We start from the raw sequence: 23,085 nt of genomic DNA on the forward strand, positions 1-23,085 counted from the left end.
GCGTGTAGGTGTAGGTGCCGTCGGCGGCCAGCACCAGGGTGCCGTAGGTGCCGGTGAAGGTGCCTGCGGTGATCGGGCCGCTGGCGATACGGTCAGCGCCCTGGATGTCGTTGGTCAGCACGTTGCCGGTCAGGATCAGGTGCGCTTCGGTCGCGGTTATCGGGTTGATGTCGTTAACCGCTGTCGGCACATCATCGACAATGTTGATGTCCGCCGATGCCTTGGCCGTACTGCCGTCCTTGTCGACGGCTACCACTTCCAGGCTCTCAACCAAGGTGTTGGTGCCGTTGGCGTTCGGGTGGGTTTCGGTGTTCAGCAAGGTGTAGCTGGCCGTCACCACACCAGTGACCGGGTCGAAACTGTGGATGGTCAGCAGGTTGCCAAATGGCGTTGTCCAGGGGGTCGAGAAGTCGCTGACCACACCATTGCTGACGATGCTCATGCCACCGATGGTCAACGACTGCAGGCCATCCGGCGCTACCACGGTGAATGTGCCGCCCGAGGTCAACGCCCCCTCGTTGGGGCTGCTGCCGTCGCTGAGGTTCTTCTCGTAGAACGTCAGCTCACCGCCGCAAATGTCCAGGCCGCGAATCACCACCGGATCGTTGATATTGCTGACGTTGAATTTCAAGGTGGCGGTACTGGTGTCGCCATCGGCATCGTTGAGGGTATAGGTGAACACTTCGACGCCGTTACCGCCGCCGTGCAGGTTGATGAAGTCCGGATCGCTGGTGTTCAGCGTGTAGGTGTAGGTGCCATCGGCAGCCAGTACCAGGGTGCCGTAGGTGCCGGTGAAGGTGCCTGCGGTGATCGGGCCGCTGGCGATACGGTCAGCGCCCTGGATGTCGTTGGTCAGTACGTTGCCGGTCAGCACCAGGTGCGCTTCGGTGGCGGTAATCGGGTTGACGTCGTTAACCGCCGTCGGCACGTCGTCAACGATGTTGACGTCCAGTGAGGCTGAGGCCGTGCTGCCATCGGTGTCCACCGCAACGACTTCAAGGCTTTCAACCAGGGTGTTGGTGCCATTGGCGTTCGGGTGGGTTTCGGTATGCACCAGGGTGTAGCTGCCAGTCACCACGCCGGTGATCGGATCGTAACTGTGAATCGTCAGGGTATTGCCCATCGGCGTCGTTGCGGTGAGCGGGAAGCCACTCGCGACCCCGTTGCTGACAATACTCAGGCCACCAATGGTCAACGATTGCAGGCCATCCGGGGCCACCACGGTGAAGGTCCCGCCCGAGGTCAGTGCCCCTTGGTTCGGGCTGCTGCCGTCGCTGAGGTTCTTCTCGTAGAACGTCAGCTCACCACCACAAAGGTCCAGGCCGTGGATCACCACCGGATCGTTGATATTGGTGACGTTGAATTTCAAGGTAGCGGTACTGGTATCGCCATCGGCATCGTTGAGGGTGTAAGTGAAAACCTCGATGCCGTTACCACCACCGTGCAGGTTGATGAAGTCCGGATCGCTGGTGTTCAGCGTGTAGGTGTAGGTGCCATCGGCAGCCAGTACCAGGGTGCCGTAGGTGCCGGTGAAGGTACCGGCGGTGATCGGGCCGCTGGCGATACGGTCGGCGCCTTGCACATCGTTGGTCAGCACGTTGCCGGTCAGGGTCAACTGCGCTTCGGTGGCGGTGACCGGGTTGGTGTCGTTAACGGCGGTCGGCAGGTCGTCGACGATGTTGACGTCAATGCTGCCGCTGGCCGTGCTGCCGTCGGTGTCTGTCGCCACCACCGTGAACTGCTCACCCAGGCTGTTGGCGCCTGCGCCGCTGGCATGCGCCTCGTTGTCCACCAGGGTGTAGGTGTAACTCACCACGCCGGTGCTGGCGTTGTAGCCAGTGATGGTCAGGGTGTTGCCGGCCGGGGTGACAACCGACTGCGGGAAGCCCACGGCGCTGCCGCCGCTGACCACGGTGATGCCACCCACGGTCAGGGTCTGCAGGCCATCCGGTGCAGTAACGGTGAAGCTGCCGCCCTGGGTCAGCGCCGAGGCATTCGGGTTGCTGCCGTCGCCGAGGTTTTTCTCGAAGACGGTCAGCGCCCCTCCCTCAACATTCAGGTTGCCGAGGGTTACCGGGTCGTTCAGGTTGTTGACGTTCAGTGTCAGGGTCGCGGTACTGGTATCACCATCAGCATCGTTGAGGGTGTACGTGAAGGTTTCGACGCCACTGCCGCCACCGTGCAGGTTGATGAAATCCGGATCGCTGGTGTTCAGCGTGTAGGTGTAAGTGCCGTCGGCAGCCAGTACCAGGGTGCCGTAGGTGCCGGTGAAGGTGCCGGCGGTGATTGGACCCGTCGGAATACGGTCGGCGCCCTGGATGTCGTTGGTCAGCACATTGCCGGTCAGGGTCAGCTGATTCTCGCTGGCCGTCAGCGGGTTGCTGTCTGCAATCGCCTGGGGCACATCATCGATGACCGTGATGTCCAGTGACCCACTGGCCACATCACCGTCGCTATCACTGACCAGTACGGGGATGCTTTCACTCAACCCGTTGGCACCGCCACCAGCAGGGTGCGTGTCAGCCCCCGTCAGGGTATAGCTGTAGCTGACCACGCCCGTGCTGACATCGTATCCGGTAATGGTCAGCGTATTACCCAGACCGGTGGTGATGGACTGGCCGACACCGGTCACTACCCCCGCCGTCACGATGTTGATACCACCGACGTTGAGGTGGAACACACCATCCGGCGCTACCACGGTAAAGCTGCCGGATTGCGTCAGTGCCGCCGGATCACTGGCTGAGCCTGCCGCCAGATTGGCTTCGTTGAGCGACAGTTCGCCGCCATCCACGGTCAAGCCCGTAAGGCTTACCGGATTGTTCTCCTGCGGCGGCACCAGTGCCACCGGCGGCGCAACGTTGTTATTGAACTCGCCGACATCTATCGAGCGCAGTTCGGCAAAACCGTTGAAACCGGCTGTAGGGAAGCCAATGACCGGATCAACCCGGCCAGCCACTTCGCTAAGCATGACGAATGAATGGCCCCCGCCAACGCCACCTGCAGCACTACTGCCGCCAGGGCCTGCCGCTGTCGGGTCAGCCGCCTGGCTGGGGTCGACACCGGAGGCAATCGCTTGCTGGAGTTTTTCGACGTCGGTCAGTTGCGCTTCACTGGGGGTCAGCGCTTCTGGTGCATCGACATGTGGCGCATGATTGGCGAGCAACTGCGGCGACAGCGCCATGCTGCTGTCACGCCCCAGGGTCAATTCGCCACCGTTTTGCAGGTGAACTGCAACAGCGCCTGCAGCGCCTGTCTGCAGCTGCTCGCCCGCAAACAGCCGGTCACCTTCAACCAGCACCCGACGGGTGCCATCCTCGGCCACCGCGAACACCTGCCCGACGACTTTGCTGACGATACCGATTAATTTGGCCATGAGCGCTGCTCTCCACTGCGGAACGGTTTCGCAGGAAAGCGCGTTGAATCTCGCGTGGTCGCCCGTGATGACTGCTGCGGGCTGACACCTGGATGGCCTAGGTAAATTTCAACGAAATCATAACCTTGGTGAGGCCGATACCCAGTGAACGCGAAGAAGCTAGCTGGCTATTTGGCATGTGCCAAAAAAATGTCGCCAGTTACCACTCCTTCTCCATCCCCTCCGCTACATCCATGCCCTTTGCTGCAACGACTTGTTGAACTTACTCCCAGGCCCGAAAAATGCACCCTAGCGCAGAATCGACGGACCGCCTGATATGAACAATGTCTTGGATTCCTTAGACCGCATAAGTTTTTTTTCGCATAACCGTTATGAAAAAATCTTCTTAGCTCTCCTTATAAATGTTCTTAGCTCTGTTGTTACAAGCCTGAAACGGTTTAGAGGCATAAAACCGTCAAAAATATGGCGACAGCGACACCTAATTAGAAATCAGGGAGAAGTACCCCATGCGCGTTTTGACCCCCATCACCAGTGCAATTCTTTTGGCCATGGCATGTGCCAATGCTCAGGCGATGTCGATTACGGAGGCTGTACAAAGCGCCGTGGACCAACATCCTGAAATCAACGCCAGCCGTAACAGCCGACTCTCGGCAGACGAAGACGTGAACGTTGCCAAGGGCGGTTGGTACCCTCGCGTCGACCTGGTTGCCGGTTACGGCCGGCAGAAATCGGACAACACCAACACCCGCACTTTCGACCCCGATGGCACCCGTAACCACAACAAGGAAACACTGAACTACACCCAGTCGGACTTGCGCCTGCGGCAGATGCTGTTTGATGGTTTCAATACACCTAACGAAGTCGGTCGCACCGAGGCTGTAGTGAACTCGCGCGCATACTTCACTCAGGCAACGGCCCAGACCGTCGCCCTGCGTGCAATCGAGGTTTATCTCGAGGTGCTCAAGCGTCGCGAATTGGTCACCCTGGCGAAAAACAACCTCCAGGCCCACCTGCGCGTCAACGACCAGATCGGCCTGCGTAGCGAACGCGGCGTAGGCAGTACCGCTGACCTTGACCAATCCACCGCCCGCCGCGCGCTGGCAGAGAACAACCTGTACACCGCCGAAGTCGACCTGGCCGATGCCGAAGCCAATTTCTACAGCGTCATCGGCCGCGTACCGGATGAGCTGGAAACCCCGAGCACGATCAAAGGCGAGATGCCGGCCAGCCTGCTCGATGCCCGCCAGGACATGCTCGAACATAACCCCTACCTGAAGTCGGCCCAGGCCGATGTGCAGGCGGCAGAACAGCAGTATGAAGTCGCCAAGTCGCCGTTCTATCCACGCCTGGATGCGGTGCTGGCCACCGGTGCCAACAACAACACAGCAGGCCAGGTCGGTCACGACAACAACGATTGGCAGGCCGGAGTAGAACTGAGCTACAACCTGTTCCGCGGCGGCAGCGACAAAGCCCGCTTGCAGTCGGACGCGCACAAAATCAACCAGGCCATGGATATCCGCAACAACGCCCTGCGTACCCTCAACGAGGACCTCGCATTGTCGTGGAACGCCATGACCAACGCCCGCAAGCAAACGCCTACTGCCCGCGAGTACGCAGACACCACCACCCGTGTGCGCGCGGCTTACCAGGATCAGTTCGGCCTGGGTCAACGTACCCTGCTCGACCTGCTCGACAGCGAAAACGAGCTGTACAACGCCAACCGCCGCTACACCGAAGTGCGGTACGTCGAAGAGTTCTCCATGTACCGGGTGCTGGCGAACATGGGCGAGCTGCTGAACAAACAGCGCATCTCGCTGCCGCCTGAAGCCATCGCGCAAAGTGAAGTGAGGACCGACGCACGCTTGCCCGATATGCGTTAACCCCCCGTCTCGCTGCAGGAGTAGGCCATTGTGACCAGCATGCAACCTGCGAGCTCGGCGGCGGATCCGCGCCTGAGTTTCGATGACCCGTTACTCGATGGCTTGCTGATTCTGTGCAAGCTGCACGGTTGCACCGTCAGCCGTGCCGGCCTGAGCGCCGGACTGCCGCTGGCCCTGCAGCGCCTGAGCCCGGACTTGCTCGCCAGGGCCGCAGCCCGGGCCGGCTTGCAGGCGCGGGTGTTGCGCAGGGACCTGGGCGCGATATCCGCCCTCAACCTGCCGGTGCTGTTGCTGCTCAAGGAAGGCCGCTGCGCCGTGTTGCGCCGCTGGGGCGAAGACGGCCGCGCGCTGATTCTGCCCAGCGAAGCCGAAGGTGGCGAGCAATGGGTCAGCCGCGAAGAACTGGCCGAGGCGTACAGCGGCGAAGCCCTGTTCGCCCGCCCCCGGCATGAACTGGAAGACTTGCGCACGCCGTTGATGCCACGGGTCAATGCCTGGTTTCGCGACACCCTGAAATTGTCCCGATGGCTCTACAGCGATGCGGTGCTGGCCAGCCTGCTGATCAACCTGCTGGGCCTGATGGTGCCGCTGTTCGTCATGCAGACTTATGACCGCGTGGTGCCCAACCAGGCCATCTCGACCCTGTGGGTACTGGTGATCGGCCTGCTGATCGGCACCCTGTTCGAATTGATTTTGCGCGTTGTACGCGCCCACCTGCTGGATCAGGCAGGGAAAAAGACCGACCTGATTCTGTCTGCCACGTTGTTCGAGCGCATTACCGGCATGTCGATGAAAGCCCGGCCGGCGACCATCGGCGGCTTTGCGCAAAGCATCCATGACTTTCAAGGCCTGCGTGAATTCCTCACAGCGGTCACCCTTACCAGCGTCATTGACCTGCCGTTTGTAGTGTTGATGCTGCTGGTGATCGGGTTGCTCGGTGGCTGGCTGGTGGTGATCCCGCTGATCGCCTTCCCGCTCACCATCGTCTTTGCCCTGCTCATCCAGGTACGCCTGCGCGACACCGTGCAGAAAAGCCTGGCCCTGGGCGCTGTGCGCCAGGCCTTGCTGATCGAGACCCTCAGTGGCCTGGAAACCCTCAAGGCCTGCAGCGCCGAGAGCGAACGCCAGTACCAGTGGGAAAGTACCCACGGCGCGCTGACCCGCCTCGACGCCCATGCGCGTAACCTGTCGGCCCTGGCCACCAACGGCACCTTGTTCATCCAGCAGTTCTGCGGCATGGCCACCATCGTCGCCGGTGTCTACAGCATTATCGCCGGCAACCTCAGCGTCGGTGCCCTGGTCGCCAGCTACATGCTCGGCAGTCGCGTGCTTGCGCCGCTGGGGCAGATCGCCGGGCTGATCACCCGCTACCAGCAGGCGCAACTGACCATGCGCAGCACCGACGCCCTGATGGCCCTGCCCCAGGAACGCCAGGCCGGCCAGCAACCGCTGGAGCGCACCCAGTTGCAAGGCGGCCTGGAAGTCAGCCATGTCACGTTCCGCTATGCCGGGCAGAACGCCGCAGCGCTCAACAGCGTGAGCTTCAGCGTCAAGCCCGGCGAACGCATCGGCATCATTGGCCGCAGCGGCTCGGGCAAAAGTACCCTGGCACGTCTGCTGATGGGCTTTTATGCCCCGGATGAAGGACAGATCCTGCTCGACAACCTCGACCTGCGCCAACTCGACATTGCCGACCTGCGCCATCAGATCGGCTATGTCGCCCACGACCTGCCGTTGCTGGCCGGCAGCCTGCGCGACAACCTCACCCTCGGCGCACGTTACGTCAGCGATGCACGCATGCTCGAGGTCGCCGAACTGACCGGCGTCAGCGAGCTGGCGCGCCAGCACCCGCAAGGCTTCGACCGCCCGGTGGGCGAGCGCGGCCAGCTACTCTCCGGCGGCCAGCGGCAAACCGTGCTGCTGGCCCGGGCCATGCTGCTGGAGCCACCGATCATGGTTCTCGACGAACCCACCAGCCACATGGACAACGCCAGCGAAGACCAGCTGCGCCAACGCCTGCATGGCTGGGTGCAGGGCAAGACGCTGTTGCTGGTCACCCACCGCACCTCCATGCTCAGCCTGGTTGATCGCCTGCTGGTGCTGGACAACGGCAAGGTCGTGGCCGACGGGCCCAAGGACGCGGTTATCGATGCGCTACGCAAAGGCCGGGTTGGTTCAGCCATCTAAGGGGTCCATGTATGTCAGTCAGCCAAGGCTTGCGCAGCTACTTCCAGAGTTTCGGCAAAACCGCCGAACGCGACTACATGCCGGACCTGGCCGGTGCGACCCTGCAGGACTCGCCGCGCCTGTCGCGCATCACCGTATGGCTGGCGGCAGCGTTGCTGCTGGTGGCGTTGCTCTGGGCCTGGTTTGCCGTGCTCGATGAAGTGACCATGGGTGAAGGCAAGGCCATTCCCTCGAGCAAGGTGCAAGTGATCCAGAACCTTGAGGGCGGCATTGTCACCGAGATTTTTGTCCGCGAAGGGCAAATGGTGAACAAGGGCGACACGTTGCTGCGCCTGGACGACACCCGCTTCAAGTCCAACAAGGGCGAAAGCGAGGCCGATCGTTATGCCCTCACCGCGCAGGTGGAACGCCTGTCGGCCGAGGCTGAAGGCCGTCCCTTCGAGATGTCGGAAGAAGTCCGCAGCAAGGCACCGCAAGTGGCCGAAGACGAACTGTCCCTCTACCAGTCGCGCCAGCGGCGCCTGACCAGCGAAAAACAGACGCTGAATGAACAACTGCGGCAAAAAACCCAGGAGCTGGCCGAGTTTCGCTCCAAGGCCGAGCAGTACCGCTCAGCCCTTGCCCTGCTCCAACAAGAGCTGAACATGTCGACGCCACTGGTCGGCACCGGTGCGATTTCGCCGGTTGAAATCCTGCGCCTCAAGCGCAGTACGGTGGAGGCACGTGGCTCGCTGAATGCCACCACCCTGGCCATTCCCCGCGCCGAAGCGGCAGTGGCAGAGATCAAGAGCAAGATTGAAGAGTCCGACGCCGGCTTTCGCTCGGAAGCGGCCAAGGAGCTCAACGAGAAACGCACCGACCTGTCGAAGATCACCGCTTCCAGCATTGCCATCGATGACCGGGTGACCCGCACTACGGTGGTCTCGCCGGTGCACGGCATCATCAAGTTGCTCAAGGTCAACACCATCGGTGGCGTGGTGCAGCCCGGCAGCGACCTGGTAGAGATCGTGCCCCTGGAGGACAACCTGCTGATCGAAGCCAAGGTGCGTCCGCAGGACGTTGCCTTCCTGCACCCGGGGCAGGCGGCGATGGTCAAGTTCAGCGCCTACGACTACACCATCTACGGCGGCCTGAAAGCCAAGCTGGAACTGATCAGCGCCGACACAGTGACTGACGACAAAGGCAATGCCTTCTACCTGATCCAGGTGCGTACCGACAAAAACCACCTGGGCGGCGACAACAAGCCATTGCTGATCATCCCCGGCATGACGGCCACGGTGGATATCATCACCGGCCACAAGAGCGTGCTCGATTACCTGCTCAAGCCGGTGCTCAAGGCACGCACCGAAGCGATGCGGGAGCGCTAGGGCAACGAATCAGCGCACATGATTACGCGCATAGGTCTCCTGCCCCATGGCACTGATCTGCCCTTCGATCAGTGCATCGAAAGGCTTTAGCAACGCATTGAAGCAAGTGGGTGCCTCCAGCACATTCAACGCCTGCACCACCGCCTCCAGGGTCGACAGCGCGCCTTCGGCCGGCGCCTTGCGCAAGCGGTAGCGCGAAGCGTGGACCTCGGCCAGAGTAACCCTTGGCAACGCCGCCAGCGCCGGATTCAGGTGCAGCAGCTTGCTTGCCTTGCGCCAGGTGCCATCGGGTACCACCAACTGCCACGGATGCTCATCGCTCTCCTCGGCATAGGGCGTCAACGGCTCTGCGCCCTCACCCGGGAACAGCAAGGCGCTGCGATAGCCCGGCACCACCAGCAGGTCTTCCAGGTCTTCAAACACTTCGCCAACCCGCAACTGGGCGTTGCTCAAGCCGAGGGCGGCCAGTTTTGCGGTATTGAGGGCGTGGCGGACTTCAGAGGGATGCTGCAACAACAATACCCGGGTACGGCTGTTCAACAACGGGATCAGCGGGCATAGGCAATGAGCTTGAGGGCGCAGGCAGCGCTCGCACTGGATTCTGGACATCGGGTTCTCCTGAGCGTGCAAAGTGTGCCACACCCGCCCCGAAAAAAGCCCACTTCCCTGTGGGAGAAGACCAAAGGATTCAACGGTTGAAACGTTCAGCCAGGCTGTACAGGTAGTCGGCCATGCGCTCCAGGTCCTGGCTGATTTCAGCGCCCTGCTTGGCCTGCCCGGCGCTGTGATCGCACAGCTGGGCGATGCGGGTGATCTGCTGGTTGATGTCTTCGGCAACATGACTCTGCTGCTCGGAGGCCGTGGCCATCTGTTGACTCATGCCGGTGATGCGACTGACCGCCTGGGTGATTCCCACCAGTGCCGACTGTACGGCCTCGACCCGTTGCACGCTGTCCCGGGAAATCTGCTCGCCTTTGCTGGCCGTCGATACCGCCCGCTGTGCACCGTCACGTAACGAGGCAATGATCTGGTGAATCTCTTCGGTGGAGGTGCGCGTGCGTTGCGCCAGCGAGCGCACCTCGTCGGCGACCACCGCAAAGCCACGCCCCTGCTCGCCTGCCCGTGCCGCTTCGATCGCAGCATTGAGCGCCAGCAGGTTGGTCTGCTCGGCAATCGAGGTGATCACATCGACCACGCTGCCGATGGACTGAGTCTGCTCCGCCAGGGCATTGACCGCCTGACCTATGTCGTTGACCGCTTCACTCATGCTGCCCATCGCGCGCAGGCTTTGCTGGGCCAGATCACTGCCCTGCTGCGCCAGTTGATCAGCATCGGCCGCCGCCGTGGCGGTGCTTTGCACGTTATGGGTAACTTCCTGAATGGTCGCCGCCATCTGCGCAATCGCCGTGGCCGATTGATCGGTCTCACTGCGCTGGCGGTCGAGCATTTGTGCCTGCGCGCCGGAAAGGTCCGACGATTGCGCCGCGCGCGCCTTCACCCCGACGCCAGCATCCACCAGCCGGGTCAGCGCCGTCTGTAACCGTGCTTCCTCGCTGATGATGGCCAGGTCCAGCTGCCCTTGCAGGCCCTTGTTGGCACTGTAGGTCAGGGCGACCAGCGCACTGGTAAAGGCTTTCGGGTGTTCGGCCAGGGTGCGCTTGATCACCCGGTTCTGCCGCGACTCGATCAGGTACCAGGCACTGAGCAGGCTGGCCATGAGCACGCCAAGCGCCGCGTATTGCGGCAACCACAGGTAAGCGGTTGCCGACAGCAATCCCGCACCGAGCAACGGCCAGCCATGCTCAAGCACTTCGCCCAGGCGTGCCGCCCAGGGCACTGCTGCCCGGCCCTGGCGTAACCGCGCGTACAGCGCCGAGGCGCGGCGGATCTGCTCGCGGGTCGGCACCGAGCGCACCGACTCGTAACCGCTGATCTGGCCGTTTTCATAAATGGCCGTGACATAGGCGCTGACCCAGTAGCAGTCACCGTTCTTCGCCCGGTTCTTGACCACGCCCATCCAGGGTTTACCTTGCTTGATGGTCTCCCACATGTGCGCAAACACCACTGCGGGCATGTCCGGATGACGCACCAGGTTGTGCGGTTGGCCCAGCAGTTCGTCGTAGGTAAAGCCGCTGATCGCCACGAAGGCGTCGTTGCAGTAAGTGATGCGGCTGTTGAGGTCGGTGGTGGAAATCAGGCGCTGTTCGTTGGGAAAGGTTCTTTCGTGCTCAGTGACGGGCAAATTCATGCGCATCTGGGCGTTCCCTGCTTGGAAGATGAGGGGGAATTTCATCAAGGCAAATACAGGTTTAGCAGAGCATTTACGGGGAGGTGACCGGATTTTCAGGAATTTTCAGGGCGTTATGAAAATGTTTCAGGGCACGCCCCGTTCAGGCCGGCGTCAGTTGCGCCTTGAGCAAGTCGCGGAAGGTCTGGATCAAGGGTTCGCGGCTGCGTCCACGGCGAATGATCATCGAGAACGGCGCCTGGTAACCGAAGGTTGCCGGTGACAGCACCCGCAAGTCGCCCTTGTCGGCCCACGCCTGGGCGTAGTGTTCCGGCAGGTAGCCGATGTAGGCACCCGACAACACCAGGATCAGCTGTGCCTCCATACTCTCCACGGTTGCCGCACTGTGCTTGAAGCCATGCCGGGCCAGCTCCGCCTGGCTCCAGTAGCCGCGCCCGACCATGCGCTGCTGAGTGATGACCTGCTCGGGAATGCGCCGCTCGTTGTACAGCGGGTGACGGTTGCTGCAATACAGCCAGTGCTGCTCACGGTACAGCGGCTGATAGACCAGGCCGCTCATGCGCGTCGAGAACGCGCCGATGGCCAGATCCAGACGGTTGTCCTGGACGCCCAGTTGCAACTCATAGGGGCTGGAGACCGACAGGTGCAGGTGCACCGCCGGGTGTTCCTGGCTGTAGGCGCCAATGGCCTCGGCCAGTGGCAACGCCCGGTCGCCGACGGTCGAGTCGATCACACCCAGGTTCAACGTGCCGCGCAATTCCCCCTTGAGGGCGGCGGCGTACTGCTCGAATCCATCCATTTCCGCCAGCAGGCGCAGGGTCTCCTGGTGGAACAGCTCGCCTTTGCTGGTCAGGCTGAACCCGCCCCGGCCACGGTGGCACAGCACGATACCCAGGGCGGCCTCAAGCTGGCTCATGTAGGTACTGATCGCCGAGGTCGACAGGTTCAGTTCGCGCTGGGCGTTGGCAAAGCCCTGGTGGCGCACGACGCTGACGAAGATGCGCAGGAGTTTCAGGTCAGGCAGTGCAGAGGCCATGAAAGTGAGGGTCCGGAAGGCAGCAGATGGGAAAAGTCTAACCAGATTCCACGCATTAGTTTAGAAAAAACTGAACTAAGTATTTGCGTGTAGCGATTCCTCTCCACCACTACCTTTTGCAAACTCTGCCGCAATGCACCTGCTCGCCAGCGTTTCGGGAGTGATCCCCGCCCGGCCAGACAGGTTCAAACAACTAAAACAATCGAATCGATGAGGCCCGACCGTGGACAAGATTCTGCACCAACCACTGGGCGGCAACGAAATGCCGCGTTTCGGCGGCATCGCCACCATGCTTCGCCTGCCTCACCTGCAAAGCGCCGAAGGCCTTGATGCCGCATTCATCGGCATCCCTCTGGACATCGGTACCTCCCTGCGTTCCGGCACCCGTTTCGGCCCGCGCCAGATCCGCGCCGAATCGGTGATGATCCGCCCGTACAACATGGCCACCGGCGCTGCGCCCTTCGATTCGCTGTCGGTCGCCGATATCGGTGACGTGGCGATCAACACCTTCAACCTGCTTGATGCTGTGCGGATCATCGAAGAAGCCTACGACGAAATCCTTGAACACAACGTCATCCCGATGACCATGGGCGGTGACCACACCATCACCCTGCCGATCCTGCGTGCAATCCACAAAAAGCACGGCAAGGTAGGCCTGGTACACATCGACGCCCACGCCGACGTCAACGATCACATGTTCGGCGAGAAAATCGCCCACGGCACGACCTTCCGCCGCGCGGTGGAAGAAGGCCTGCTGGACTGCGACCGCGTGGTACAGATCGGTCTGCGCGCCCAGGGCTACACCGCCGAAGACTTCAACTGGAGCCGCAAGCAGGGCTTCCGTGTGGTCCAGGCCGAAGAGTGCTGGCACAAATCCCTGGAACCGCTGATGGCCGAAGTCCGCGAAAAAGTCGGCGGCGGCCCGGTGTACCTGAGCTTCGACATCGACGGCATCGACCCTGCCTGGGCGCCAGGCACCGGCACCCCGGAAATCGGTGGCCTGACCACCATCCAGGCGATGGAAATCATTCGTGGCTGCCAGGGTCTGGACCTGATCGGCTGCGACCTGGTGGAAGTCTCCCCACCTTACGACACCACCGGCAACACCTCGTTGCTGGGTGCCAACCTGCTTTACGAAATGCTCTGTGCCCTGCCCGGCGTCGTACGCCGCTGACAGGCAACACCAGGAGCTGCAACGGGCAGGAGCCATGACAGCCGGGTCGTACCAGCGACCCGCTTAGTAGACGAATGACCGGCGCCGGGCTTGCCTGGCGTCAGGATCGCTCTCACCATAAAAAAGATAATCGGAGACACCCATGGCCTTAGACTTGTTCGTTGTTCTGATCTATGCGGCCGGCATGCTCGCGCTGGGCTGGTACGGCATGCGCCGGGCGAAAACCCACGAAGATTACCTGGTAGCCGGACGCAACCTGGGCCCAAGCCTGTACATGGGCACCATGGCAGCCACGGTACTGGGCGGCGCTTCGACCGTTGGTACGGTAAAACTGGGCTACGTTCACGGTATCTCGGGCTTCTGGCTGTGCGCGGCCCTGGGCCTGGGCATCATCGCCCTGAACCTGTTCCTGGCCAAACCGCTGCTGCGCCTGAAGATCTTCACCGTGACGCAAGTGCTGGAACAGCGCTACAACCCCATGGCCCGTCAGGCCAGCGCCGTGATCATGCTCGCCTATGCGCTGATGATCGCCGTGACCTCGACCCTGGCGATGGGCACCGTCCTGCAAGTGCTGTTCGAAATCCCGTTCTGGGCTGCGATCCTGCTCGGCGGTGGTGTCGTCGTGGTGTATTCCACCGTCGGCGGCATGTGGTCCCTGACCCTGACCGATATCGTCCAGTTCGTGATCAAGACCGTCGGCCTGATGTTTGTCCTGTTGCCTATCTGCCTGTACCGCGTGGGCGGCTGGGACGAGTTGGTGGCCAAGCTGCCAGCGTCCAGCTTCAGCTTCACCACCATTGGCTGGGACACCATCATCACCTACTTCCTGATCTACTTCTTCGGCATCCTGATTGGTCAGGATATCTGGCAGCGGGTTTTCACCGCGCGGGACGAAAAAGTCGCTCAGCGTGCCGGTACTACTGCCGGTATCTACTGCGTGATCTACGGTCTGGTGTGTGCGGTGATCGGTATGGCAGCCCACGTGCTGCTGCCGGATCTGGGCAACGCCAACAACGCGTTTGCCGCCATCGTCAAATCCGCCCTGCCTGACGGCATCCGCGGTCTGGTGATTGCTGCTGCACTGGCAGCGATGATGTCGACGGCCAGTGCTGGCCTGCTGGCAGCATCCACCGTACTCACCGAAGACCTGCTGCCCAAGCTGCGTGGCGGCAAGCAGTCGAGCCTGGGCATCAACCGCCTGTTCACTCTGCTGACCGGTATTGCCGTACTGGGTATCGCCCTGGTGGTTGAGGATGTGATCAGCGCCCTGACCCTGGCCTACAACCTGTTGGTTGGCGGCATGCTGGTACCGCTGATCGGTGCGATCTACTGGAAGCGTGCGACCACTGCCGGTGCTATCACCAGCATGACCCTGGGCTTTATCACTGCCCTGGCGTTCATGATCAAGGATGGGATGGATGCCAATACGCCGATCTACTACAGCCTGGCGATCGCGCTGGTGAGCTTCGTGGTAGTGAGCTTGATGTCCCGCCGTCAGGCGGCTGCAACAAACCTGGCCTGATTCAAGCCTGTGGTGGCCGTCGCATCAACCTGATGCGGCGGCCCGGGCCGGGCGCCTAGCGACGTGGCTGGCGCTTGCGCTGCTCCTCATCGGTAGGGATTGGCACCGGCTGCAATGGCGGTGGAATCAAGCCCAGGGCCGCAGCCAGGTCGTGAAGCCAGTTGAACAGATTGTTTCTCATAACACCCCCTTACGGGTCAGCCTGCACGGCGATTCAATCCTGCGATGCTTCATACAGATCATAGCCCTATGTCCTGCGTTGCGCATGCTCTAGGACTACAAGTTGGGTCAAGTTTGATCTTAATCAAGCCCTGACCGCCACTTGCGCCGCCTCGGCAACTGTTTCCCCTTGTTGCAGATCGATCCAGGCACTCAGGTTCGCGCCGCGCATGCCTTTGCGCCACATCAGCCAGGTCGTCGCCAGATCGAACGGTGACTGTAAGCGGTGTGCCGCCACCCGCTCTCGTCCGGGCAAGCTGTCGAGCATCGATTGGGCCATCAGGGCCACCCCCGATCCGGCAATCACACAGGCCAGCATGCTTGGATAAGACTCGATCTCCATGACCCGCCCCATCGCGGCATGGTCCTGCGCATACCAGGCTTCCAGGCGCATGCGGTAGGCACACCCCTGACGAAAGGTGAACACCGCACGCCCCGCCACATCCCGGGCGCTGTGTACCGGGGGATGATCGGGCTCGGTAATCAGCACCAGCGTTTCATCGCACAGCGGCACCCCGTCCAGCCCGGCCAATGCCAGCGGACCATCCACCAGGGCGGCGTCCAGACGACCGCTGAGCAGGCCTTCAAGCAGTTCGCCACTGGGTGCCGGCAGTACCTGCAGGTTCACTGCCGGGTAGGTCTTGTGGTAGCGCGCCAGCAGCGCCGGCAGGTGGATCGCCGCCGTGCTGTACATGGTGCCCAGGGCAAAATCGCCCGCCGGTTGCCCGCCTTGCACGGCGGCCACGGCTTCATCGCGCAGCGCCAGCATGCGCCCGGCGTAATCGAGCAGAACCTTGCCCGCCGGTGACAATTGCAAGCGCTGGCGCTCACGGCGAAACAGTTCAACACCCAATTGCTCTTCAAGCTGGCGCAGGCGTGTGGACAGGTTCGAAGGCACCCGGTGCATGCGTTCAGCCGCCCGGGTTATCGACCCTGCCTCGGCGACCGCCTGAAAGATGCGTAATTGGCTGAGCTCCACGAGACATTCTCCAGAACAGAACAAGTTCCTCATAATTATTCAATTTTACTGAAAGTCAATCCTTCGTAGCCTGACGGTCATCGATCCCGCTTGAGGAACCTGAGCATGTCACCGTTCATTCGCCTGCTCGCCTGCGCTGTGGCACTGATGATGGCCATGGGCATCGGCCGCTTCGCCCTCACCCCGCAGCTGCCGCACCTGATCGGCGAAGGCCAGGTCAGCCTGACCGCCGCCGGCCTGATCGCCGCCGCCAACTACCTGGGTTACCTGCTCGGCGCGCTGGACGCCATGCTCGCCCGCCGCCCAGGCCAGGTCAGCGCCCGGCTGCACGGCGGCTTGTGGTTGTGTGTATTGCTTACCCTGGCCTCGGTCTGGGCCAGCGGCTTCTGGAGCCACCTGCTGCTGCGCTTCGGTACCGGCGTGGCCAGCGCCTGGGTGCTGGTCATGCTCACCAGCCTCAGTCAGCACGTGGCGGCGGCGAACAACCTGCCAAAGCCCGGTGCCCTGGTGTTTGCCGGGCCTGGCGTGGGCATCATGCTGACGGGACTGCTGGCGCTGTTCGCCAACCTTTATGGCCTGGGCTCCGCCTCACTGTGGCTGGTCTATGCCGGCACCGCGTTGCTTATGTTGCTGGCGGTGCTGCCCTTTCTACCGCGCCCGCACCCCGCAGCGCCTGCCACGGCCGCACTGCCCGCACAGCCGCCGACCCGGGGAATCGCCCGCCTGGGCCTGATTTATGCGCTGTACGGTATCGGTTACATCATCCCGGCCACGTTCATGTCGCAGATGGCCAGCGCACGCTTCCACGGGCACTGGCTGGCAGACCTGTTCTGGCCGGGGTTTGGCCTGGCCGCAGCACTGGGGTTGGTCGCGGCCAGCTATCGCCGCCCGCACTGGGGTACTACGGCGCGCTGGTTGATGGTGACGTTGTGGTTGCAAGCCGCCGGTGTGTTCGCCTGCCTGTTGGGCGACGGCCCGGGCCTGGTGCTGGGGGTGTTGCTGTGCGGTGCACCGTTCCTGGCGTGCATGCAGTTGGTGATGCAGCGCCTGCGCGAGCTGTCGCCCCACGCCTATCAGCGCAACGCGGGCTTGCTCACCGCGTGCTTTGCCGCTGGTCAGCTCAGCGGCCCGCTGCTGGCCGCGCTGAGCACCCACTTCGCCACCAGCTTGCAACCGGCGCTGGTCATTGCCGGTAGCGGTTTGCTGCTGGCCGGAGCGCTGCTCTGGCGGCCGCAGGTTAGCCCAGCAGGCTGCGCAAACGTCGGCGCACCCACTGCTCAGCGCTGACCAGGGTCACCCCGAGCAACACCATCACCGCGCCGAGGACGAAGTTCAGGCTCAGCGGCTCACCCAGCAGCAACACACCAAACGTCACCCCGAACAACGGGGTGATGAAGGAGAACACCGCCAGGTTAGACGCCAGGTATCGACGCAGCAGCCAGAACCACGTCAGGTAGCTGAAGAACGACACGATCAGCCCCTGGAACAGCAGGCTGCCGATAGACAAGGGGGTGAAGTGGACCTGGGTCAGCTGGCCACTGAGGGCGGCGATGCACAACAAGCCGACAAAGCCGACGGCCAGCTGATAGAACAATGTCAGGGTCGCCGGCGCCTCCGAGAGCCGGGACGTGCGCACCACCACCGTGGTTGCCCCCCAGGCCAGGCCCGCCAACACACCGAAGGCATCGCCCAGCAGCATCCGCCCGTCCATCTCGGACAGCGACACGCCACCGGCAAACGCGTAGGCAATACCAGCAAAGGCCAGGACGATGCCCAGCCATTGCAAGGGGCGCAGGCGTTCGCTTGGCAGCAGCCAGTGCAGGCCCAGGGCGGTGAATACCGGCGCGGTGTAGAGGAACACCGACATGTGCGCCGCCGAGGTCAGCTTCAAGCCTTCGGCGATGAACAGAAACTCCACGCCAAACAGCGCGCCGGCCAGCAAGCCGCCCCGCCAGGTATGCGCTACCTGATCCCAACCACCGCGAAAGCAGATCAACAGGCCGACCAGCACGGCCGCCATGCCCGAACGCAAGGCCTGCTGCATCACCGGGGCGATGTCTGGCGCGGCCATCTTGATCATCACCTGCTGAATGCCCCAGATCAGGCACAGCACCAGCATCACCTGCAGGGCAAAGGCATCGGTATTACGACGGGTGGCGCTCATTGCGGGCACCCGCTATCGGCTAACGGCATGGCAGAGTCTCGGCAGCTGTGGATCCAACGTTGATTATCAGTGGCTGCAGGCGTTGATTGCCAGCCTTGTGTTGCGCTTGGAGTGAACTTTGCGCACGGCTTGCGGCTCAACCGCAAGACCAAACCAAGGGAGTCCTGCCGATGAAAACCCTGTTGAACATTGCTGCTGCCGCCAGCCTGCTGCTGGCCCTGCCCAGCTGGGCATGCACACTTGAAGAAGCCACGGAAAAACGCGAGGAACTGGCCAAGGAGGTCACGCGACTGACGGAACAGAATCCGCAGAAGGCCAAGGAGATCAACGACGAGTTGAAAGGAATGAAGCTTGAAAGTGCCAGCAAGGACCTGCCGGACAAGTGTCAGCTGATCGACAAGCGGTTGCAGGAGCTGAAAACGGCGGAGAAGAAAGTCTGAAGCGTCGTGGAGCGAAACCCACGCCTACAACGGGTCGACCGTGTAGACGTGGGTTGGCCTAAGCCTTACTCGGCAGCAGGCGCTGGCTTTCGACGCTTGAGCGGCGCCCGGCCGTCGGCACTGGCCAGCGGAGCATTAGGCTTTGGCTTGGCGGTTGGCTTGCGCTTGGCCGCTACTTTCTTGTCGCCCTTCTTCGGGTCGGCGTTTTTCTTTTTAACCCCGGCGGCCTTGCCCGAAGCCTTGACCTTCTTCGGACCGCTGTAGGTGCCTTTGACTTCCTTGATGACGCGGCGCTCGAAGCTTTGCTTCAGGTAGCGCTCGATGCTCGACATCAGGTTCCAGTCGCCGTGGCAGATCAGCGAAACAGCCAGGCCTTCGTTACCGGCGCGGCCGGTACGACCGATACGGTGAACATACTCGTCGCCGCTGCGCGGCATGTCGAAGTTGATCACCAGGTCCAGGCCGTCGACGTCCAGGCCACGGGCCGCGACATCGGTCGCCACCAGCACCTTGGCGCCGCCCTGCTTCAGGCGCTCGATGGCCAGCTTGCGGTCTTTCTGGTCCTTGTCGCCGTGCAGGACGAAGGCTTTGAAGTCTTTGGCAACCAGGTGGCCGTAGATACGGTCGGCCATGACCCGGGTGTTGGTGAAGATGATCGCCTTCTGGTAGGTCTCGTTGGCCAGCAGCCACTGCACAATCTGCTCTTTGTGCTGATTGTGGTCCGCAGTGATGATCTGCTGACGGGTACCGTCGTTGAGCTGGCTGACGGTGTTGAGCATCAGGTGCTCAGGGTCTTTCAGCACCTTGGCGATCATGTCGCGCAAGCCGGCACCACCGGTGGTGGCGGAGAACAGCAGGGTCTGCTCGCGGTTCGGGCACTCGCCACACAGGCGCTCGACGTCTTCGGAGAAGCCCATGTCGAGCATGCGGTCGGCTTCGTCAAGGACGATGACCTGCACGTGCTCGAGCTTGAGGTTGCCGGCGTTGAGGTGCTCGAGCATGCGACCCGGGGTACCGACGAGGATGTCCGGCACCTTGCGCAGCATGGCCGCCTGTTCCTTGAAGTCTTCACCGCCGGTGATGATGCCCGACTTGATGAAGGTGAACTGAGCGAAACGCTCGATTTCCTTCAGGGTTTGCTGGGCCAGTTCACGGGTCGGCAGCAGTACCAGCGCACGGATCTCTACGCGCTTCTGCTTCAGGTCAACCAGGCGGTTGAGCACCGGCAGCATGAACGCGGCGGTTTTGCCGCTGCCGGTTTTTGCCGTCACCCGCAGGTCCCGCCCTTGCAACGCCAGCGGAATGGCCGCTGCCTGCACCGGCGTCGGCTCGACAAAGTTCAGCTCGGCCACGGCTTTGAGCAGGCGTTCGTGCAGGGCGAATTGGGAAAACACGGGTGTACCTCGGGCATGTGCAAAAAATTCAGTTGCATAGGGTAACGTTTTCCGGCGTCGGCGCCGAATTCTTTTGCCAACTTGTCGTCAATACACGCTCTAATACCCCTCCTTTTCACTTATCGGAAGATCTTCAGCACGGCAATGGATATTCAATCGATGTGGCAAAACTCCCTGGACCTCTGGGGCACGCTGGACGAACACCCCTTACTGCACGCCAGTCTTGGCCTGGCTGTGCTTCTACTGATCGCCCTGGTGCTGGGCCGCGTTGCACGTTTTCTGATCCTGCACGCCGCTCGTCTGCTCGGTCGCCAACCGGCCCTGCACTGGGTCAACGACCTGCGCGAAAACAAGGTCTTTCACCGCCTGGCGCAAAGCACCCCTTCGTTGTTTGTGCAGTTCGGCCTGAAACTGGTACCGGAACTGAACGCCGCCAGCCAGCATTTCCTCGGCAACGTGGCCCTGGCCTTCACCATCCTGTTCCTGACCCTGGCGATCTCCGCCCTGCTCGATGCCCTGCTGGACATCTACGCCCGCACCGAGCATGCGCGTACCCGTTCGATCAAAGGCTACGTCCAGCTGGCCAAGATGGTCCTGTTCGTGTTCGCCGCGATTGTCATCGTCGCCACCCTGATCGACCGCTCGCCGTTGCTGCTGCTGTCGGGCCTGGGTGCCATGTCGGCGGTCATTCTGCTGGTGTACAAAGATACCCTGCTGTCGTTCGTGGCCAGTGTGCAGCTGACCAGCAACGACATGCTGCGCGTGGGCGACTGGATCGAAATGCCGCAGGTCGGTGCCGATGGCGATGTGGTCGATATCACCTTGCATACGGTCAAGGTGCAGAACTTCGACAAGACCATCGTCTCCATCCCCACCTGGCGCCTCATGTCCGAGTCGTTCAAGAACTGGCGCGGCATGCAGCAGTCGGGCGGCCGACGCATCAAACGCAGCCTGTTCATTGATGCCGGTGGTGTGCGCTTTTTGACCAGCGAAGAAGAACAGCGCCTGAGCCAGGTGCGCCTACTGACCGACTACATGACGCGCAAGCGCAACGAGCTCGACGCCTGGAACGAAGCCCAGGGCAACGTTGCCGAGCTGTCCGCCAACCGTCGGCGCATGACCAACATCGGCACCTTCCGTGCCTATGCCCTGGCCTACCTGCAGAGCCACCCGCAGATCCAGCCGAACATGACCTGCATGGTCCGCCAGATGCAAACCACGGCGCAGGGCGTACCGCTGGAAATCTACTGCTTCACGCGCACCACGGCCTGGGCCGACTATGAGCGCATTCAGGGCGACATTTTCGACTACCTGCTGGCGGTCATGCCGGAGTTCGGCCTGGGCCTGTACCAGCAGCCCAGCGGCAACGACCTGCGGGCCGGCCTGCTACCGGCGAGCCTGCCCAAACTGCAGCGAACGCTGAGCGCCGAGACGACCGAGCCATAGCGAGGCCAGAATCACCGCCCCGCCGATGAACAACCTGCCCAGCGGTTCGTGCTGATTCCAGATCAGCAAGTTGAGCAGTAGCCCGACCGGCACGTGCAGGTTGTTCATCACCGCCAGGGTCGCGCCAGAGACCAGGCACGCGCCCTTGTTCCACCAGTACAGCCCCAGCGCCGTCGGGCACAACCCCAAAAACAGCAGCACCAGCCACTGTACTTCGGTGCTGGGCAGGTGCTGGCTGTTGCCGAACGCCAGGAAAGCGGGCAACACCACCAGCAACGCGCCCAGGTAGAAATAGCCGAAACGCCGGTAATGCGGCAGGTCGCTGGGGTTGCGGGCGATCAGGTGCCGGTACAGCACTTGCCCGGCAGCGTAGGTGAAGTTGGCCAGTTGCAGCAGCAGGAAGCCCATGAAGAAGTCCGGGCTGATGCTGTCAAAGCGGATCACCGCCGCGCCGGCCACCGCCACCAGGGCGGCCAGCAGCGCCCAGGGGTTGAAGCGCCGGTTCAGGGCATCCTCGATCAAGGTCACATGCAGGGGCGTGAGAATGGTGAACAGCAACACCTCGGGCACCGTCAGCACCCTGAAGCTCAGGTACAGGCACACGTAGGTGATGCCGTATTGCAGCGCACCGATCAGCAGCATCGAGCGCATGAAGCGTGGCTCGACCTGACGCCAGCGGGTCAGCGGCAAAAACACCAGGCCGGCCAGCAGCACCCGCGCCAGCACGGCAAAGTAGCTGTCGACATGACCGGCCAGGTATTCGCCGATCAGGCTGAAGGAAAACGCCTGGATCAGCGCGACGATGAATAGATAGCCCATGATTGCCCCTTGCTGTGGAGGCCGCGACCTTAGCGGTTCATGGTATGTCCGGCAACTGCTTCACGCCCCCCCTCCTTCATCAGCTCCTACGCGATTATGCGCCACGCATAAAAAAGCCCGGTCATGCACAAGGCAGTGACCGGGCAGCTACACCCAAAGGAGCACAGGTGTCAGGCGGGAAAATCCAGGGGTTCAAGCCACCGCAGCGAGCTGGGCCTTGGCCTGGTTCAGGCCCTTCTCGTGGAAGTCGCCACCCATGTTCAGGCCTTCGGCGTGGATGAAGGTCACATCGTGGATACCGATGAACGCCATCACCTGACGCAGGTAGGGTTCCTGGTGATCGCTCGATGCACCGGCATGAATGCCGCCACGCGCCGTCAGGATGTAGGCACGCTTGCCGGTCAGCAGGCCTTGCGGGCCGGTTTCGGTGTACTTGAAGGTGATGCCGGCACGCAGCACATGGTCGAGCCAGGCTTTGAGGGTGCTGGGAATGGCGAAGTTGTACATCGGCGCTGCCAGCACCAGCACATCGGCGGCCAGTACTTCGTCGGTCAATTCGTTGGAGCGGGCCAGTGCCTGCAGCTCGTCGCTATTGCGCTGGGCTTCGGGCTTCATCCAGCCACCGAGCAGGTTGGCATCCAGGTGCGGCACCGGGTTGACGGCCAGGTCGCGCAGTGTGACCTGGTCTGCAGGATGGGCAGACAACCACTGGCTGACGAAGTCACGGGTCAGTTGCCGGGAGATCGAATCCTGCTGGCGGGCGCTGCTTTCGATAACGAGTACACGGGACATGGGGGTTGCCTCCATCGGCGAAGTGCTAAGTCGATGGAGACAAGA

17 protein-coding genes and 2 pseudogenes are annotated in these 23,085 nt (G+C 62.1%); 8 read left to right on the forward strand and 11 right to left on the reverse strand.

What is annotated here, in order from left to right:
- The coding region (locus tag I5S59_RS17530; protein ID WP_197877733.1) for a retention module-containing protein at positions 1 to 3,373 on the reverse strand (3,373 nt) is incomplete at its 3' end.
- 506 nt (positions 3,374 to 3,879) lie between these two features.
- Here I5S59_RS17530 and I5S59_RS17535 point away from each other — a divergent pair.
- The 3 genes from I5S59_RS17535 to I5S59_RS17545 are packed head-to-tail and all read left to right on the forward strand — an operon-like array spanning position 3,880 to position 8,807.
- Positions 3,880 to 5,253: a TolC family outer membrane protein gene (locus I5S59_RS17535; RefSeq protein ID WP_197877734.1), complete on the forward strand. Its 1,374-nt coding sequence runs from the start codon at positions 3,880 to 3,882 to the stop codon at positions 5,251 to 5,253.
- 39 nt (positions 5,254 to 5,292) lie between these two features.
- Complete coding sequence (locus I5S59_RS17540) at positions 5,293 to 7,440, forward strand: type I secretion system permease/ATPase (protein WP_232239827.1); 2,148 nt, start codon at positions 5,293 to 5,295, stop codon at positions 7,438 to 7,440.
- Positions 7,441 to 7,451: 11 nt separating this feature from the next.
- Positions 7,452 to 8,807, forward strand: a complete 1,356-nt coding sequence (locus tag I5S59_RS17545) for an HlyD family type I secretion periplasmic adaptor subunit (RefSeq protein WP_197877736.1) — start codon at positions 7,452 to 7,454, stop codon at positions 8,805 to 8,807.
- 9 nt (positions 8,808 to 8,816) lie between these two features.
- On the opposite strand, the gene I5S59_RS17550 is transcribed toward I5S59_RS17545, so the two are convergent.
- The 4 genes and pseudogenes from I5S59_RS17550 to I5S59_RS17560 all read right to left on the reverse strand — a co-directional run bounded on the left by I5S59_RS17550 (position 8,817) and on the right by I5S59_RS17560 (position 12,091).
- A complete protein-coding gene (locus tag I5S59_RS17550) occupies positions 8,817 to 9,416 on the reverse strand; it encodes a tRNA-uridine aminocarboxypropyltransferase (protein WP_197877737.1) in 600 nt (199 codons plus the stop codon).
- Between the two features lie 79 nt (positions 9,417 to 9,495).
- Positions 9,496 to 10,470 (reverse strand): annotated as a pseudogene (locus I5S59_RS26760) (methyl-accepting chemotaxis protein); the annotation flags it as partial.
- A gap of 309 nt (positions 10,471 to 10,779) precedes the next feature.
- Positions 10,780 to 11,100 (reverse strand): annotated as a pseudogene (locus tag I5S59_RS26765) (PAS domain-containing protein); the annotation flags it as partial.
- Positions 11,101 to 11,197: 97 nt separating this feature from the next.
- A complete protein-coding gene (locus tag I5S59_RS17560) occupies positions 11,198 to 12,091 on the reverse strand; it encodes a LysR family transcriptional regulator (protein ID WP_197877739.1) in 894 nt (297 codons plus the stop codon).
- 223 nt (positions 12,092 to 12,314) lie between these two features.
- Between I5S59_RS17560 and speB the strand changes: the two genes are divergently transcribed.
- A complete protein-coding gene (gene speB, locus I5S59_RS17565) occupies positions 12,315 to 13,265 on the forward strand; it encodes an agmatinase (protein WP_045193392.1) in 951 nt (316 codons plus the stop codon).
- A gap of 142 nt (positions 13,266 to 13,407) precedes the next feature.
- Positions 13,408 to 14,787 carry a sodium:solute symporter gene (locus I5S59_RS17570; protein WP_197877740.1) on the forward strand — a complete coding sequence of 460 codons (1,380 nt, stop codon included), beginning with the start codon at positions 13,408 to 13,410 and terminating at the stop codon, positions 14,785 to 14,787.
- A gap of 55 nt (positions 14,788 to 14,842) precedes the next feature.
- Here I5S59_RS17570 and I5S59_RS26530 read toward each other — a convergent pair whose 3' ends face one another.
- Positions 14,843 to 14,968: a PA1414 family protein gene (locus I5S59_RS26530; RefSeq protein ID WP_256205393.1), complete on the reverse strand. Its 126-nt coding sequence runs from the start codon at positions 14,966 to 14,968 to the stop codon at positions 14,843 to 14,845.
- A 123-nt stretch (positions 14,969 to 15,091) separates the two neighbouring features.
- Entirely contained in the window at positions 15,092 to 15,985 is an 894-nt protein-coding gene (ptrR, locus tag I5S59_RS17575) for a putrescine utilization regulator PtrR (RefSeq protein ID WP_197877741.1), read from the reverse strand.
- Positions 15,986 to 16,090: 105 nt separating this feature from the next.
- On the opposite strand from ptrR, the gene I5S59_RS17580 reads away from it, so the two are divergent.
- Complete coding sequence (locus tag I5S59_RS17580) at positions 16,091 to 17,272, forward strand: YbfB/YjiJ family MFS transporter (protein WP_197877742.1); 1,182 nt, start codon at positions 16,091 to 16,093, stop codon at positions 17,270 to 17,272.
- Here the strand turns inward: I5S59_RS17580 and I5S59_RS17585 are convergent.
- Positions 17,223 to 18,149, reverse strand: coding sequence for a DMT family transporter (locus I5S59_RS17585; protein WP_197877743.1), 927 nt, complete (start codon positions 18,147 to 18,149; stop codon positions 17,223 to 17,225). The genes I5S59_RS17580 and I5S59_RS17585 overlap by 50 nt on opposite strands.
- Positions 18,150 to 18,319: 170 nt before the next feature.
- Between I5S59_RS17585 and I5S59_RS17590 the strand changes: the two genes are divergently transcribed.
- Positions 18,320 to 18,589: a hypothetical protein gene (locus I5S59_RS17590; protein WP_128322159.1), complete on the forward strand. Its 270-nt coding sequence runs from the start codon at positions 18,320 to 18,322 to the stop codon at positions 18,587 to 18,589.
- A 65-nt stretch (positions 18,590 to 18,654) separates the two neighbouring features.
- Here the strand turns inward: I5S59_RS17590 and I5S59_RS17595 are convergent, their stop codons facing one another.
- Positions 18,655 to 19,983 (reverse strand): DEAD/DEAH box helicase, encoded by a 1,329-nt coding sequence (locus tag I5S59_RS17595; protein ID WP_197877744.1) that lies wholly within the window; start codon positions 19,981 to 19,983, stop codon positions 18,655 to 18,657.
- A gap of 144 nt (positions 19,984 to 20,127) precedes the next feature.
- Between I5S59_RS17595 and I5S59_RS17600 the strand changes: the two genes are divergently transcribed.
- Positions 20,128 to 21,429 (forward strand): mechanosensitive ion channel family protein, encoded by a 1,302-nt coding sequence (locus I5S59_RS17600; protein WP_197877745.1) that lies wholly within the window; start codon positions 20,128 to 20,130, stop codon positions 21,427 to 21,429.
- Here the strand turns inward: I5S59_RS17600 and I5S59_RS17605 are convergent.
- Together I5S59_RS17605 and I5S59_RS17610 are read right to left on the reverse strand one after the other, a co-directional pair.
- Complete coding sequence (locus tag I5S59_RS17605; RefSeq protein WP_128322247.1) at positions 21,370 to 22,248, reverse strand: carboxylate/amino acid/amine transporter; 879 nt, start codon at positions 22,246 to 22,248, stop codon at positions 21,370 to 21,372. The two genes, I5S59_RS17600 and I5S59_RS17605, sit on opposite strands and share 60 nt — an antisense overlap.
- A 192-nt stretch (positions 22,249 to 22,440) precedes the next feature.
- The gene (locus tag I5S59_RS17610; RefSeq protein ID WP_197877746.1) at positions 22,441 to 23,040 is read right to left on the reverse strand and encodes an FMN-dependent NADH-azoreductase; all 600 of its coding nucleotides are present in this window, start codon (positions 23,038 to 23,040) and stop codon (positions 22,441 to 22,443) included.
- Positions 23,041 to 23,085 lie beyond the last annotated feature (45 nt).

The sequence above is a fragment of the Pseudomonas alkylphenolica genome, from assembly GCF_016009175.1.
In the GTDB taxonomy this organism is placed as follows: Bacteria; Pseudomonadota; Gammaproteobacteria; order Pseudomonadales; family Pseudomonadaceae; genus Aquipseudomonas; species Aquipseudomonas alkylphenolica_B.